Below are 16,316 nucleotides of genomic sequence, written 5' to 3' on the forward strand. Positions count from 1 at the left end.
AGAGGCTAACTTTTGATTATTTAAAATTTATATCCTATTGATAGTCTCCAGTTACGCGGAGCGTTATAGATCCATGCGTAAGAACCATCATCTGATCTGTAACCGCTGTAAAGTTTTTTGTTCAGCACGTTGTTCAGTAATAGGTTAACATCGAATTTTTTGGCTACATAAGAGATCCCGAAGTTGGTGTCAAAATAATCTTCCAGACTCTGGTCATATTTGGCGGTGGTTCCAAACCACGACTGTCTTCCTCCCTGATATTGGTATCCCGCAGAAATACCGAATCCTTTTAATTGACCGTGTTCAAATCTATAGTTTAACCAGGTATTCTGTACGTTTTTGGCATTTCCGGGAGATTGCTGACCTATTTTTGAAGCGTCACTATCTTTGATCGTTTTTGCATCAGTATAAGCATAATTGATCACGACATTTAATCCTTTTACAATTTCACCTTTGATATCAGCTTCAAATCCTCTTGCTCTTTGTTCTCCTGTAGCTACGGAAAGACCACTACCCGGTCGAGCAGGATCAGAAGTAAATATATTTTGTCTTCTTATATCGTATACTGCAAATGTTGAATTCCATTTGCCACCAAACCAATCTTTTTTAATACCTACTTCTAGATTCTGACCTCTGAAAGGAGTCGTAAGAGGGACACCCTTAGGGTTTGTTTCAGAGTATTGAATTGCTGATTGTGGTACAAAAGTTTTATCAAAAACTCCATAAGCAGAGAAATCGTCACTGAAAGAGTAGCTTGCTCCCACTCTTGGTGTAAATTCTCCCGCCTTGTCTTTAGGAACAACATTTCCTTCGGAGTAATAAGGATACCCTGCAAAAGTAGTTCCGCTTGTATATCTTCCTGCTAAAGTAAGACGCAGCTTATTATTAAACATTTCGATTTGATCCTGTGCGTAATATGAAGTGTATTTTACACCCTGATCGTTATAGAATGGTGCTGCAGGATTTAAAGTGTAAAAGCTGTCAGGAGGTAAGGTAGACGGGTCTACTCCATATTGTACATTCTGAATGTTAATTGGATAAACTCCGGGACCATATCCTGAAAAGTCTGCATTATATTTTCTGTCTCCGTAATCAAATCCTGCAATAATTTTGTGAACGATATTTCCTGTATTCAAACTACCTCTTAAATACGTCTGGAAAATATGGTTTTTCCCTACAGCCTGCCAGTTGCTTACAGTTCTGTTAAATATATTTTTATCTGCAGGATCAAAAGTTCCCCACCATGAGCCACCATCATAATTCATATCCATGTAGGCATATTGTGTACTCCAAATCCAGTCTTTGAATAACTTTTGATCTAAGCTTAAAAATAAACTCTGATCTTTCACTTCTGTTTTTTTGAAGTTAGGATCGTTAAAGTTAGTATGAACATTGAGTGAAGCATAGCCGTCATTAGACATCAGGTAGGCACCCGGCTGATTGAATTTTAGATACTGATAATTGTATTGGGCAGTAAATGTAGTTGTTTTTGTAGGTCTGAATGTGATAGACGGAGCAATGATTATTTTACTTGTCTTATCATTTTCTGACCATGATTTGTTGGAGCTTCCCATTAAATTTAAACGATAATCCAAAACACCGTCTTTCACAATAACCCCGTCAAGATCTGCTTCGCCTCTGAAAAGGTTGTAACTTCCTGTTGTGAATCTTACGCTGTTGGCGAATTTTCCAGTGGGTTTTTTCGTCACTATATTATAAAATCCTGCCGGATCACCCATAGATCCCATGAATCCTGCTGGCCCTTTTACAAATTCTATTCTGTCGATAATGGATGCGTCCGGGTTAATGGGTCCCCAGGTAGAAGATACGTTCATTCCGTTCATATAAGTAGCAATACTTGCTCCTCTCATGAAAACGTTGGAATAAACATTGTCCCAGTGTTCTACTTTTCTGGCACCGCTCACATTGCGGACAATTCCTTCAGACATGTTTAAGGTGATCTGATCATTCAATACCTGGCCACTAATAGACTGTACATTCTGCGGAAGTTCAATAAGAGGGGTCTGCAATCTCAGTGATCCGGAAACCTCGTTGAGTTTATATTTTTGATAATATCTTCCATTGACAACAACTTCTTCAATATCGTTTGATTTGATAGTGTCTTTTTTTTGGGCAGAAACCAGCATTGTTCCCAGTGCGGAAGCGCAGATCAGTACATTTTTCATGAAAGTCAAATTTTTTGCAAATATATTGTTTTTAATTGTTCTAAATAAATAATAAGATTGATATTTATCATGAAATTATTAGGTGCTGAATAACAAAACCCCGCTTCAGACGGTACTGAAGCGGGGTTTTTATGAGATTTTATTATAGATTTCTTAAGCCGGAATTTCTCCTTTGTATAAGAAAGAAATAATTTCTTTGTTCATTTTGTCAACCATTTCACTGAATAAGTGGAACGATTCCTGTTTGTAAATTACCAATGGATCTTTCTGCTCGTAAACGGCACCTTGAGAAGATCTTCTCAGGTCATCCATTTCACGAAGGTGAAGTTTCCAGTTTTCATCGATGATGGATAAGGTAATATTCTTTTCAAAATCATTGATCAGACTTTCACACTGAGTATCGTAAGCTTCCTTAAGATCAGCCACAATCGTCATGGTTTTGTGTCCGTCTGTGAAAGGAACCTGGATCATTTTAAACATTGAACCTTGATTCTGATATACATTCTCAATAATAGGGAATGATTTCTCCTTCAATAAGTTCAGTTTCATTTTGTAATCTTCCTGAGCTGCTTTGAAGACAAGATCCGTCAATTCAGGAATCTGCTTGCTCTTGAAGTCATTTTCAGAAACCGGAGATTCCATGGTAAAGAACTTAATGATATCGAATTCAAAATCTTTATAGTTCCCTGTAGCCTTTCCTTTTGTAACGATGGAGTTGGAAACATCGAAGATCATATTCGTGATGTCATACTTCAGGTGATCCCCAAAAAGAGCATTCTTTCTTCTCTTATAGATCACATCACGCTGCTTGTTCATGACGTCATCATACTCAAGAAGTCTTTTTCTGATTCCGAAGTTGTTTTCTTCTACTTTTTTCTGAGCTCTTTCGATAGACTTGCTGATCATAGAATGCTGAATCACTTCACCTTCTTTATGACCCATTCTGTCCATCATTTTCGCGATTCTTTCAGAACCGAACAAACGCATCAGATTATCTTCAAGAGATACATAGAACTGAGAACTTCCCGGATCTCCCTGACGTCCCGCTCTACCTCTTAACTGTCTGTCTACACGTCTTGAATCGTGTCTTTCTGTACCGATAATGGCTAAACCTCCCGCTTCTTTTACTTCTTTGGAAAGCTTGATATCCGTACCTCGACCTGCCATGTTCGTTGCAATCGTTACAACTCCCGGCTGCCCTGCTCCGGCAACGATCTCCGCTTCCTTCTTGTGAAGCTTCGCGTTCAATACCTGGTGAGGAATTTTTCTTAGCTGAAGGGCTTTAGAAAGCAACTGAGAGATTTCAACAGATGTTGTACCTACCAGTACAGGTCTTTTAGCAGCTGTTAATTTTTCAATTTCTTCAATAACAGCGTTATATTTTTCACGGTTAGTTTTGAAAACTAAATCCTGTTTGTCATGTCTTAAAATAGGACGGTTCGTAGGAATGACCACAACATCTAATTTGTAGATCTCCCAAAGTTCTCCCGCCTCTGTTTCAGCAGTACCTGTCATCCCCGCAAGCTTGTTGTACATACGGAAATAATTCTGAAGTGTTACCGTTGCAAAAGTTTGCGTAGCAGCTTCAATTTTTACGTTTTCTTTAGCTTCAATCGCCTGGTGAAGACCGTCTGAATAACGTCTTCCTTCCATGATACGACCGGTCTGTTCGTCAACGATTTTTACTTCACCGTCTATTACCACATACTCATCATCTTTTTCGAATAGAGTATAAGCTTTCAATAACTGGCTCATCGTGTGTACACGCTCAGACTTTTCAGCGAAGTCAGAGAAAAGTTTTTCTTTAGCTTCGAATTCCTCTTCTTTAGATAGGTTTTTTGCCTCAACTTCAGCGATTTCTGTTCCGATATCCGGAAGAACGAAGAAGTTGTTGTCAGAATTCCCCTGAGACATATATTCTACCCCTTTATCGGTAAGATCTACCTGATTATTTTTCTCTTCAATAACGAAGTAAAGGTCTTTATCTACAATCGGCATGTCGCGGTTGTTGTCCTGCATATACTGCGCTTCAACTTTCTGAAGCAATGCTCTGTTTCCGCTTTCCGATAAGAATTTAATTAATTGTCTGTTTTTAGGAAGACCTCTGTAAGCCTGAAGCAATTTGAACCCTCCTTCTTTGGTGTTTCCTGCAGCGATTAATTTTTTTGCTTCATTAAAGATCGCAGAAACTGTTTTCTTCTGAACTTCCACGATTCTGTCAATAGAAGGCTTAAGAACATCAAATTCCTGTCTGTCTCCCTGAGGAACCGGACCCGAAATAATTAGTGGTGTTCTGGCATCATCTACCAATACAGAGTCAACTTCATCCACGATCGCAAAGTTTAATTCTCTTTGTACCAATTCTGAAGGGGATGTTACCATGTTATCTCTCAGATAATCGAAACCGAATTCGTTGTTCGTCCCGTATGTAATATCTGAATTATATGCTTTTCTTCTTCCGTCTGAGTTCGGCTGGTGGTTATCGATACAATCGATAGACATTCCGTGGAACTGATAAAGAGGGCCCATCCATGCCGAGTCTCTTTTGGCAAGATAGTCGTTCACCGTTACTACGTGAACTCCTCTTTCAGGAAGTGAATTTAAGTAAATCGGCAATGTTCCTACCAAAGTTTTACCTTCACCGGTTGCCATCTCGGTAATTTTACCGCTGTGAAGAATAACCCCTCCGATAAACTGAACATCATAATGGACCATGTCCCAAACTACAGGAGTTCCGGCTGCGTCCCATGAGTTTTTCCAGATTGCAGTATCTCCCTGAATTTCTACGAAATCTTTACCCGCAGCGGCCAGTTGTCTGTCCCAGTCGGTGGCTTTGGTGCGGATTTCTCCGTTCTGAGCCCATCTTCTTGCTGTTTCTTTTACCAGAGCAAAAGCTTCAGGAAGGATCTGGCCAAGAACTTTCTCCTCAATGTCGTATGATTCTTTTTTAAGAGTCTCAATCTTTGTGAAAAGAGCTTCTTTTTCATCAACGTTTGTTGAATTCTTTATCTGCTCCTGTACTTGTTCTATTTGAGCTGTGATTTTGCTGGTTGCAGTTTTGATATTTTCTTTAAACTCAGCAGTTTTTTCTCTCAAACCATAATCAGACAATTGCTGAATAGTTGGTTCAACAGCTTTGATTTTTGTTACAACTTTTTTTACTTCTTTTAGGTCCTGCGCTTTTTTGTCTCCCAAAAACCCTTTAAGAACTTTGTTTAAAAAACTCATAAATTTTTTGCTTTATGCTTAAAGTAATATGCTTTAAGCGTTGTATTGATACGCTTATCGTGTGAATTATATATAAAAAAAGGGCAAATAAGCTCTAAGCTACTGCTTAAAGCTTATTGCTTTAATTAATATTCGTCTTCGTTCCAAAGGAAATCCTCGTCGGTAGGATAGTCGCTCCATACCTCTTCGATAGACTCATAGATCTCTCCTTCGTCTTCAATAGCCTGAAGGTTTTCTACTACTTCCATTGGTGCACCAGTTCTGATTGCATAGTCAATAAGTTCTGCTTTTGTCATCGGCCAAGGTGCGTCACTTAAATAGGAGGCTAGTTCTAATGTCCAGTACATAATTTCTAATTTTTTTGCAAAAGTATAAAATTAGCTTATATTATACGCTTTTTTATACTTGATTTTCAATTCTTTTTGATTAATTTTTGTTCATTGTCCGTCATAGACTGCATTACAGCTGCACCGGAAACTTATATGATGTCATTTTCTCAAAAACCATTCCACAAATTTTTTTATGCCATTTTGGAAGTCGGTGTCTGGTTGGTAACCTATTAATGTCTTTGCTTTTGTGATATCTGCATTGGTTTTCTGGACATCTCCGGGCTGAAGTGGCAGAATTTTTCTGGTGGCAGAAATTTTAAGGGTTCTTTCTATGGTCGCCAACATTTCAGATAAGGTCACTACTTCGCTTTCTCCAAGGTTAACGATTTCATAAACATCGGAATGTGTTTCCAGATAAACAATAGATTTCGTGATTCCGTCGATGATATCATCAATATAGGTGTAGTCTCTGGCTGTATTTCCGTCGCCGTAGAAGGGGATTTCCTCACCTTCTGAGATCAGTCTGGTGAATTTGTGAATGGCAAGGTCTGGTCTTTGTCTGGGGCCATATACGGTGAAAAAGCGTAAATGAATCATGTCGATATGATACAGGTTGTGATACACGTGTCCTAAAATTTCACCGCTTCGTTTTGTTGCGGCATAAGGGGAGATCGGATGATCTACATTATCTGTTTCGGTAAATGGGATCTTTTCATTATTGCCGTAAACGCTTGATGAAGATGCACCTATGAATTTACTGATATTGAATTCCTTACAAAGCTCCCAAAGATTCATGGTGCCACGAACATTTACTTCTTCATATTCCAGTGGTCTTTCAATGGAAGGCCGTACGCCTGCCAATGCTGCAAGATGGATAACAAGGTCTATGTTGTGACTTTTAAAAATATTTTCAAGTCCTTTTTTATCACGAATATCCTGATAATAGATCTGATAATTGTCTGACCGGGAAATGTCAGTTAAATATCCGATATCGGTCTCTTTGTCCGAAAACTCAAAATCCGGATTTTTATCAATAGACTCTAAAGTATTTTTAATTTTTATCTGATAATTGTAGAAATCATCAAAATTGTCAACGTTTATGACAGAATGTCCATTTCTTAATAATTTTTCTATTAAATGGGAACCTATAAACCCGCTTCCTCCAGTTACAAGATAAGTCATTTGTGATTTTTTAATGCTGTAAAAATATAAATTTACTTTTTGAAAATATAATCATTAAATTTACTTAAAAAAGTAATATAAATAGTATGCAGTTTCAAGGGCAAATTTTAAAAATGACGAGCTACGACGCACAGCCGATCCAATATTATCTGAATCTTTCAGGAGATCTTATCCATATGAATGAGCTTTTCGGAAAAGAATTACGTATAAAACATGTGGGGTTTCAGTGTGTGAACTGTGGGGAAGATAAAACTATTTATAGAATGGGCTTCTGCAAAAGCTGTTTCTTCGAAAGCCCGTACGCGAGTGATACGATCATTCGTCCCGAGCTTTCCACGGCACATCTGGGAGTGGGTGAACGTGATCTGGAAGTTGAAAAACAAATCCAGTTGCAGCCCCACACCGTATACCTTGCCTATACAGGCGATGTAAAGGTAGGAGTAACTAGAAATACGCAGATCCCAACACGATGGATTGATCAGGGCGCTACTTTTGCATTGCCCATCGCCAGAACAGAGAACCGTTATGAAGCAGGAATGATAGAAGTTGCCCTAAAAGAACATCTTCCTGACAAAACCAACTGGAGAAAGATGCTTCAGGATGATTTTGAGGGAGAAATGGACCTCGCCGATTTTCAACAAAAAATCAGACAGTATTTCCCTGAGGATTTTCAAAAATTCTACAGTGAAGGAGAAGACCTCTGGAGATTTGATTATCCTTTTGAAAAGCCGGAAAAAGTAACCTCATTCACATTAGATAAAAGACCTGAATTTACCGGCAAATTAACCGGAATAAAAGGGCAGTACCTGAGTTTTCATGGCGGAGATTTTATCAATGTAAGGGGACATGAAGGATATGTAATTGAGCTGGATATCTCTTAAATATGAAGCATATTATCTTCCTTATTTTTGTCATTTTAGTTTCCTGTCATTCAAAATCTCAGAATAAGTTAGATTTCTCAAAACAGAATATTAGTTATACAGAAAGAGATGAGGAAACAGACTGGATAAGAACAAGGCTGAAAATCCCTGATAAATGGGGATATATTGACAAAGATAGCTTAGTTATGATTCCTTTTGAATATGATTTTCTTAATCCTTTTAAAGAAGGTGTAGCTTATGCGAAGAATAACAATAAAGAATTTTTTATAACAAAAAAAAACGTAAGATTAAAGGGTGATTTTGAAGCAGTAGGTATTTTTTCTGAAGGGCTTGCACCTGTTAAAAAAAATGGAAAGTGGGGATTTATAGATTATCAGGCCAATTTAGTAATACCAATACAGTATGATGAAGTCGATTGCTTTAGGCCTAGTGGACTGTGTGCTGTAACAAAGAATGGGAAATCTGGATTTATAAATAAATCTGGGGCGGAAATTATTCCAGTCATTTACGATGAGGCAAGTCAGGAAATGAAAGATCAGAATGTAATTGTTAAAAAGAATAATAAATGGGCGGTTTTTGACAATTCAGGAAAACAACTTTCAGATTTTTTATATGACAGTTTCAAAAGAGCTTCTATTTCAGATTTTTCTAAAGATATTTTTACGAGAGATCAATCTACATTTTTTGAAAACGGAGCGGCTTTAGTAGAAGCCAATGGAAAGTATATATTTATAAATAGGAAAGCTCAGGCTGCTTTTCTAAATAATGAATTTGATTCTGCAAGTGTTTTTGACACCTTTAAAAATGCTATAGTAAAGAGAAATGGTAAGTTCGGAATTATTAAAACAGATGGAACCTTTAAAGTTCCTCTACAATATGATTTTATTAATTATTTTGAATCTAACCATGCTTTTTCAGAATATTATAACGCACGAAAAGGAAAAATATATTCTATTTTTAATAAAGATTTGAAAAAAATAGGAGAATCTTATGAAGCAGTATATAATGATTTTTCAAATTCAGATCCTACACTTATTTACAAAAACTTAAAGAGAAAATATGGTATTGTTGATTGGCAAGGAAATGTCATTGTTCCTTTTGAATATGATGAGTTAAGACAAATTGAAAATACCACTTTTCTATGGGTTAAAAAGGGTGATTTTTACGGAATTATTTCTGAAAAGGGACAAATTAAAATACCTATAAAGTATAAAGAAATAACTTCTGTTTATGATAAATTTGATAATATTGAAAATGCTAGTAAATGTTTATTTATTATAAATGGAATGGTGGTTGATATAAACAATAATGTAATAATTAAAGGATATGATTCACTAATACCTCTTTATTACAATCATAATAAACTTATAGCATCTAAAAACAAAAAGTTTGGAATTATTGATATCAGTAAAAAAGTTCTTTTGCCGTTGGAATATGATGAAATATCAAATTGGGTAGAGTATGGTCCTGAAAAAAGACAATTTATAGAAAAAAATGGCAAGCATGGCTTGATAGAATTTGAGACTTTTAAAATAATTATTCCACCAATTTATGATCAATTTATTTCAAGAGAAAATTTGATTTTTGCTTCTAAAAATGGAAAGACAGGAATTCTTGATATCAATAATAAAGAAATTTGCCCTTTTATTTTTGATCAGATAAGGCCTCATAAATATTTTGGTTATGATGGTGGACAACATACAATGTTTTATTCTAAAAAAGGGAATGCGCATTTTCAAATTAATTTAGAAGGTAAAATTCTGAAAGAAATTTCAGAAAAAGAATATAAAAACTATACCGAACATCAAAATAAATAATATGCGAAAATGGGTCAAAAAGTTATTAATGAGCCTGGGAATTCTGCTGCTCATTCTTCTTGCCGCGAATTTCGGTTTGAATATATGGCTTAAAACCCAGCTTCCTGATTATATCAAGAAAAATACGGATTATAAAGTTTCCTATAAAACTCTGGATGTAGATCTGGGTTCTGGAAATATTTTTGCTGCAGGAATTGCCGTAAACAGTAAAGATCCTCAAAATACTAACGTTATTGGACTCCAGGGAACCATCGATACCTTGAAAATCAGTCGTTTTGGGATTTATGATGCCATTTTTAATAAAAGAATCAGCTCATCAGATCTTCTGTTGGCCAGGCCGAATTTAAATATTAGTCTCGCAAGACCTGTCGACCGGAAAACCGATAAGAAACAAAGTCCATTCCTGTTTGAAAATATCAGAATTAATAAAGGAACGATCAATATTTTCAAATATACCAAACAAAAATTTTTATCTGTTCAGCAGCTGGACTTGTTTGTAGAAAACCTGCAAATGACTGAAGAATCCGTAGAGGATAACCTTCCGGTTGCTTTTGACCGTTATGATATTAAAGGAAAGAATTTTTTCTTCCGTCCGAATGAGGTATATGCCATCACCATCAGTACCATTACGACTTCAGATGGCCAAATGTCAGTTGGGAATTTCCGGCTGAATCCACTTTTGTCTTTCCATCAGTTTACAAGATTTTATCCTAAAAAGTCCAAATTATTTGAGTTTTCCGTCCCAAAGATGGATTTTAAGGACGTGGTTATCGCTAAAAATAAAATTTCACTCACCAATGCTGATTTCCAAAATCCGGTTCTTACTGTTTATAATACGGGCGTAAAAGCAAAAAAAACAGATAAAAAACAGAATTTTGAAATTAATTTAGAAGATGTAAAACTGAATAATGCGTCAGTTCTTATCAATAAACCTGACGGAAGCAGACTGCTTTTTGCTAAAACACTGAATGTAAAGGTTAATCAGCTCAAGTTTGATAAAGTGACCGCAGAAGAGGTTATTCCTGTCGGTTATAAAGATTTCCATTTTTCAGGAAGGGATATACAATATTCAAATCATCAGAATTTTTCTGTTGAAAGTATTGCATTGAACCCCAAAAGTGGCGAAATCAGGAATCTGATTTTGGCTCCCGGATCTCCTGAAGCAGGAAAAGGGGCAATGGATCTTAAAGCCGGACATATTGCCCTTAACATCAACAAGTTTGAATTTATAGAAAAGAAACTTAATCTAGATCTGAAAGATGTTCTTGTTGAAAATATAAAAGGAACGATTAAGACAGGTACCGGTAAACCGAAGAAGAATTCAGGTCCCGGAATCATCAATTCGGTTATAGTAAGGAAAATGTCCCTGAAAAACTCTGATCTTGTTTATGATAAAGGAATGCAACCATTAGCATTTCACGATTTGAATGCCACAATCAATACTATTGAAATAGCACCCCAACCCAATAATCAGGGGCTTTCTTTCAAAGTGAAAGATTATTTCCTGACCACACGGAACTTTGCTTACAGAACGAAGTTTTATAATATGAGCGCGGGACTTTTAAAATTAAATAAAAACAAGATTCAGGTTAATAATTTTGTCATGAAGCCTCTCGTTTCGAGAGCCCAGTTTATCAAAATGATACCTGTTGAACGTGATCTTTATGACATTAAGGTTTCCGGGATCACAGCAGAAGGACATTGGGACTTATTCTCAGATCATCAATCGATCAACGCATCCCATGTAACAGTTGATGGAGCAGATGCCAATATTTTCAGAAGTAAAATTCCGAATGACGACCCAAAAGTGAAGCCTCTCTACTCTCAACTGCTTCGTTCGATAAAAATACCATTGACCATTAATAGTCTGGATCTGAAAAACTCAGTTTTAGTCTATGAAGAAGATACACCGCAAAGTGCAGGACCTGGAAAGCTTACTTTCGCCAATTTTAATATGAACGTTAAAAACCTGAATTCTGCTAAAGCAAAAGGCAAACCTACGCAAGTGGATATCAGGATCAACTGCTCGTTTATGAATCTGGCGCCACTTTTTGTAAACTGGAATTTCGATGTAGCTGATCGCAATGACGGTTTTTCAATTGCCGGAAAGACATCCAATCTTCCCGCAAGCGGTATTAATCCATTTATTAGACCCTACTTGCATGTAACGGCTACGTCAGGAACCATTCAGGAAATGCTCTTTAACTTCAGGGGGAATCCTGCCGGGCTGCATGGAACATTTAATCTGAAACATAAAGATCTTAAAATTGCGGTCTTAAATAAGAATAATCATGAAAAGAAGGGGGTATTAACCGCTGTAGCCAATCTTTTTATCAGATCGAACTCAGGTAAATTTCCTGAAGCCGTAGAGGTGGAAAATGTTGAACGTGATCCTACAAAATCATTCTTTAATCTTTTCTGGAAAGGAATTGAGCAGGGATTGAAGAAAACCCTTATCGGAAAGAATGTGGATAAAACTGAAGAAACCGTTAAAAAGGCGGTCACTTCGGTAAAGGAAGTAAAGAAGTCTGTAAAAGAACTCAAGCAGGAAATCAAATCGAAGAAAGAAGAGCCCAAGCCGCAGGAAGAGAAAAAAGAAAAGAAAGGCTTTATAAAGAATGTATTCAGGAAAAAAGAAAATCCCGAAGCTGAATAGTTTCGGGATGTATATTGATCTTCTCATGGAAGTGGGATCAGAAATTAAATTCGTCGCTTTCCTGAACGGGAATATCTCTTAAAAATTCGTCAAATTTTTCACCGGGATAGTTGCTGTCCGCTCCATAAGAATCTATAATCATTCCTCGATTTCCGGCGTCGTCCTTCACTACATATAATACCGCACTGTCATCAGGATTACTGTCACCTTCAAAACGGTAGGTTTTTAAAATGGTGAGGTCAGAAGGCTGATAAACGGTCTCTGAATTTTCAAATTTCATTTCGCAGTTTTCATTCATTCTGAATTCCCGGTGTATTCCTCTTCCTGCAAGGGTGTTCATGACCTGACTTAAGGTTGTCATTTTATCGTTATATTCAGAATTGTCCATAATATTATTTTTTATAGTTAGTACAATAATTAAACCATTAAACTGCTAAATATAATTAAAAAAGCAATTATGTTTTTCATTGAAATAAAGTTTAATGTTAACAAAATTTATAATTTGAAACAGAAAAATAGGTATGCTTTTTGCAGTAACGAGATTAATAAATCGGACAAAATATGAAAAAAGAAGTTGGCGTTTTACTGGCAGGAGGTGTTGGTCTTTTGGCAGTATTAGGTTTTATTGGATTAAAAAAAATACTGACTAAAAAAGATAAAAAATATAGTGATACCTATTCGGATTATCACAGACATTTTGATGAAAAAAACCACGAAGATGAATATCATGGCGTGGAATTTTATGCACTGAAGTAGTAAAAGAATATATTTTAATTATGTTGAAATCCGGCTCCTTTTTAGGGATCGGATTTTTTTGTGAATAAATTTAATGTTAAAACTCATTATTTTATAAAAAATCCATTCTAATTTTACATCATGCAAAACGAAAATTTCATCAAAGGACAGGGGGCACAGCGGAACGTGATCAATCGTTTCGACAAATATACCTATGAGCCTGAAGATGAGGATTTCGAAGCGATAAAAACAACATTCACAGAAGTTTTTCCGAAAACCATCGTCAATCAGGTGAAAAGTGAAGATCTGCCTATGGAATATTCTATGAATCCATACCAGGGTTGTGAACACGGATGCTCCTATTGTTTTGCAAGACCTACCCATGAATATTGGGGATATAGTGCAGGAATTGATTTTGAAAGACAAATTATGGTCAAGAAAAATGCCCCGGAACTATTGGAGAAATTTTTTCAGAAAAGAGGTTATAAACCAGCGCCCATTCTTCTCTCGGGAAATACAGATTGCTACCAGCCCGCAGAAAAAAAGTTTGAAATTACCAGAAAGTTACTTCAGGTGTGCCTGGATTACAGGCATCCGGTTAATATTCTGACAAAAAATGCACTTGTTCTGAGGGATTTAGATATTTTAAAGCCAATGGCAGAGCAAAATCTGGTTTCTGTATCTTTTAGTATTCCTACTATCAATGAAGATCTTAGGCGCAAAATGGAACCGCGTACGAGCTCGGCACCGAATAAATTGAAAGCAATAGAAGTTCTGACCGAGAATAAAATTCCGGTTCACGTTATGGTTGCACCAATTATACCTGGATTGAACAGTGATGAACCCTTAAATATTTTAAAAGCAATTTCAGATGCCGGGGCTTTAAGTTTCGGTTATACTCTGGTACGATTGAATGATACAGTAGAACCTGTTTTTGTACAATGGATTGAGTCGCATTTTCAGGACAGGGCACAAAAGGTCTTAAATCTTATCCGTTCCATGCGGGGTGGAAAACTTGGAGATAAGAGATATTTTGAGAGACAAATAGGAAAGGGTAATATCGCGGAAATGATCCATAACACTTTTAAAATAGGAAGAAAGAAATTTTTCGAAGGCAAAGAGTTTCCCAAATTATCAACCTCAAATTTTACAGGGACCAAAGATCAGCAATTGAGACTGTTTGATTAATTTAAAATTTCCGGTTTTGTTTGTTGATGAATATAAGAAGACCACCCCAAAAAGATGGTATTTCAGGTTGATTTCTATTGAATAACAGGGTCTTCTCCGTCTGGGCAAATAAATTCATGGCGGCACAACGGGCGGTACGTTATGCCATCACTGCATACATCAACACATTCTCCGGGAAAAGGATAACTTATTCCTCCGGAAATCATTTTCATCTTGCTTTTATTCAGTTTTTTAAAATTTTTCAGAGTATTTTATTGATAATGAATGGTGGTGATGAATAGTTTTTTTAAGATAAAAAGCCACTCCAAAAAGGAGTGGCTTTCTTATTTTTTCTGATTTTCAATCTTACATAGTGTTGTCCGGACATTTGAAATCATCACTGCAAGTGGCACAAACTACGGTACCGTTACAATAATACATACAGAATTCTGGTTCCGGAAGTTTAATTCCTCCTGCTCCTGAAATGCTTTTTAATTGGCCTTTGTCTAGTTTTTTTAGATTTTTCATATTGTTTTAATTAAAAATTTGATAGTAAAGTAAATATAATTAAAATATTTTTAACTAAAATAAAATGTGGTAGTTTTTTTACATTAAATAGTACCGCCTTAAAAAAGTCGGTAGTTTATCCATTTTTAATATGGGATCATTAATTTCATTTTATAGTGAATAAAATAAGTTAAGACTTTGATTATTAATGGAAAATAATTAATTTAGGTCAACCAAAACGGGATCCGAAAAGCGGATAGCGTAGAAAATCTAAAAACAAAAACCATGAAAAAATTAAAAAGATTGTCCAGACAGGACCAAAAGAAAATTTCTGCCGGAGATCTGACCCCTTCGTTTTGTTTTGAAGGAGAAGGACCGGGAACAGGAGGCTGTTCAGCAGGACAGATTTGCTCAGGTGGCAGGTGTGTCCCTTATGTTGATCCGGGAAATGGTGGAGGCGGCGGAACCGGCGGCGGTGATACCTATACCTGTATCTGTCCATGGGGTACTTTTACGCAGACCACTCCATGCCCTGAATTTTACTGTATTACAGGATAAAACCCAGCTACTTACAGGCATAAAAAACAAAAGTCAATAATTAATCTGAGGGTCACAACATTACGTTGATAACTGAAACAAAGATCAATTATTGACTTTTTTTATATTACTTTTTGATAAGACCTAGTTCTATAAGTCTTTCATGTAAAAACTCTCCTGCAGTCGTATCTTCATATAACTTAGGATTGTTTTCGTCGATACAGTTTTCAAGAGCATTAAGCGACATTCCGCTCACAGGATGCATAAAGAAAGGAATTGAATATCTTGAAGTTCCCCATAATTCTCTTGGCGGATTGACCACTCGGTGAATGGTAGATTTCAATTTGTTGTTCGTATGTCTCGATAACATATCTCCAACATTGATCATTAATTCGTCCGGTTCTGCAATAGCATCTATCCATTCCCCCTTATGGTTTTGAACCTGTAAACCTTTTCCTTGAGATCCCATCAACAGAGTAATCAGATTGATGTCTCCATGAGCTGCAGCTCTTACCGCATCATCAGGCTCCTGAGTGATGGGCGGATAGTGTATTGGTCTTAAAATAGAGTTTCCTTCTGCGATCTTATCATCAAAATAAAACTCATCCAGGCCAAGGTACAAAGCCAAAGCTCTTAGCACATACTTCCCTGTTTTCTCAAGCATCTGGTACGTTTCTTTACCTACCTCGTTGAATTTTGGAAGTTCGTCTACAATTACGTTATCGGGATATTCCTGTTTGTATTTTGAATCATCAGACACATACTGTCCGAAATGCCAAAATTCTTTCAAGTCTCCTTTTTTGAAACCTTTTGCAGTCTCTTTACCGAATCCTACATATCCTCTTTGGCCTCCAATTCCGGGAATCTCATACTTTTGTTTCGTTTCCGTTGGAAGTTCAAAAAAGTTTTTCACCTCTCCATACAACCCTTCTACTAATTGGTCGTCAAGAAAATGGCCTTTTAAGGCAACAAAACCAATTTCTTCGTAAGCTTTTCCGATTTCATTTACAAATTTCTGTTTGCGTTCCGGGTTGTCCGAAAGGAAATCACGCAGGTCTACACTAGGTATTTTATCCATTTTTAGAAATTTA

Annotated in this window: 13 protein-coding genes; 6 read left to right on the plus strand and 7 right to left on the minus strand. The window is 36.4% G+C overall.

Annotated elements, in window-relative coordinates:
- Positions 1-20: 20 nt before the first annotated feature.
- The 4 genes from EG346_RS06980 to EG346_RS06995 all read right to left on the minus strand — a co-directional run bounded on the left by EG346_RS06980 (position 21) and on the right by EG346_RS06995 (position 6,925).
- Entirely contained in the window at positions 21-2,186 is a 2,166-nt protein-coding gene (locus tag EG346_RS06980) for a TonB-dependent siderophore receptor (RefSeq protein WP_123877677.1), read from the minus strand.
- Between the two features lie 153 nt (positions 2,187-2,339).
- Entirely contained in the window at positions 2,340-5,414 is a 3,075-nt protein-coding gene (secA, locus tag EG346_RS06985) for a preprotein translocase subunit SecA (protein ID WP_123877679.1), read from the minus strand.
- 125 nt (positions 5,415-5,539) lie between these two features.
- Positions 5,540-5,761 (minus strand): DUF2795 domain-containing protein, encoded by a 222-nt coding sequence (locus tag EG346_RS06990; protein WP_002662059.1) that lies wholly within the window; start codon positions 5,759-5,761, stop codon positions 5,540-5,542.
- A 141-nt stretch (positions 5,762-5,902) separates the two neighbouring features.
- Positions 5,903-6,925 carry a GDP-mannose 4,6-dehydratase gene (locus EG346_RS06995; protein WP_073328724.1) on the minus strand — a complete coding sequence of 341 codons (1,023 nt, stop codon included), beginning with the start codon at positions 6,923-6,925 and terminating at the stop codon, positions 5,903-5,905.
- An 86-nt stretch (positions 6,926-7,011) separates the two neighbouring features.
- Here EG346_RS06995 and EG346_RS07000 point away from each other — a divergent pair, with 86 nt between their 5' ends.
- Genes EG346_RS07000 through EG346_RS07010 form a run of 3 tightly spaced genes read left to right on the plus strand, consistent with a single transcriptional unit; the run spans position 7,012 to position 12,279 of the window.
- Positions 7,012-7,806 carry a DUF2797 domain-containing protein gene (locus EG346_RS07000; RefSeq protein WP_123877681.1) on the plus strand — a complete coding sequence of 265 codons (795 nt, stop codon included), beginning with the start codon at positions 7,012-7,014 and terminating at the stop codon, positions 7,804-7,806.
- A 2-nt stretch (positions 7,807-7,808) separates the two neighbouring features.
- The gene (locus EG346_RS07005; RefSeq protein WP_123877684.1) at positions 7,809-9,623 is read left to right on the plus strand and encodes a WG repeat-containing protein; all 1,815 of its coding nucleotides are present in this window, start codon (positions 7,809-7,811) and stop codon (positions 9,621-9,623) included.
- Between the two features lie 28 nt (positions 9,624-9,651).
- Complete coding sequence (locus EG346_RS07010; RefSeq protein WP_228426674.1) at positions 9,652-12,279, plus strand: hypothetical protein; 2,628 nt, start codon at positions 9,652-9,654, stop codon at positions 12,277-12,279.
- A 37-nt stretch (positions 12,280-12,316) separates the two neighbouring features.
- Here EG346_RS07010 and EG346_RS07015 read toward each other — a convergent pair whose 3' ends face one another.
- Positions 12,317-12,667, minus strand: coding sequence for a hypothetical protein (locus EG346_RS07015; protein WP_073328734.1), 351 nt, complete (start codon positions 12,665-12,667; stop codon positions 12,317-12,319).
- A gap of 173 nt (positions 12,668-12,840) precedes the next feature.
- On the opposite strand from EG346_RS07015, the gene EG346_RS07020 reads away from it, so the two are divergent.
- Together EG346_RS07020 and EG346_RS07025 are read left to right on the plus strand one after the other, a co-directional pair.
- Positions 12,841-13,035, plus strand: a complete 195-nt coding sequence (locus EG346_RS07020; RefSeq protein WP_034739952.1) for a hypothetical protein — start codon at positions 12,841-12,843, stop codon at positions 13,033-13,035.
- A gap of 120 nt (positions 13,036-13,155) precedes the next feature.
- On the plus strand, positions 13,156-14,202 hold the full coding sequence (locus tag EG346_RS07025) for a PA0069 family radical SAM protein (RefSeq protein WP_123877688.1): 1,047 nt from the start codon (positions 13,156-13,158) through the stop codon (positions 14,200-14,202).
- 345 nt (positions 14,203-14,547) lie between these two features.
- On the opposite strand, the gene EG346_RS24770 is transcribed toward EG346_RS07025, so the two are convergent.
- The gene (locus EG346_RS24770; protein ID WP_164466347.1) at positions 14,548-14,709 is read right to left on the minus strand and encodes a bacteriocin-like protein; all 162 of its coding nucleotides are present in this window, start codon (positions 14,707-14,709) and stop codon (positions 14,548-14,550) included.
- Between the two features lie 264 nt (positions 14,710-14,973).
- On the opposite strand from EG346_RS24770, the gene EG346_RS07030 reads away from it, so the two are divergent.
- Positions 14,974-15,246 carry a hypothetical protein gene (locus tag EG346_RS07030; RefSeq protein WP_123877690.1) on the plus strand — a complete coding sequence of 91 codons (273 nt, stop codon included), beginning with the start codon at positions 14,974-14,976 and terminating at the stop codon, positions 15,244-15,246.
- 106 nt (positions 15,247-15,352) lie between these two features.
- Here the strand turns inward: EG346_RS07030 and EG346_RS07035 are convergent, their stop codons facing one another.
- Positions 15,353-16,303: an isopenicillin N synthase family dioxygenase gene (locus EG346_RS07035; RefSeq protein WP_123877692.1), complete on the minus strand. Its 951-nt coding sequence runs from the start codon at positions 16,301-16,303 to the stop codon at positions 15,353-15,355.
- Between the last annotated feature and the right edge of the window lie 13 nt (positions 16,304-16,316).

Origin of the sequence: Chryseobacterium carnipullorum (genome assembly GCF_003815695.1) — a bacterium.
GTDB classification, from domain to species: Bacteria; Bacteroidota; Bacteroidia; order Flavobacteriales; family Weeksellaceae; genus Chryseobacterium; species Chryseobacterium carnipullorum.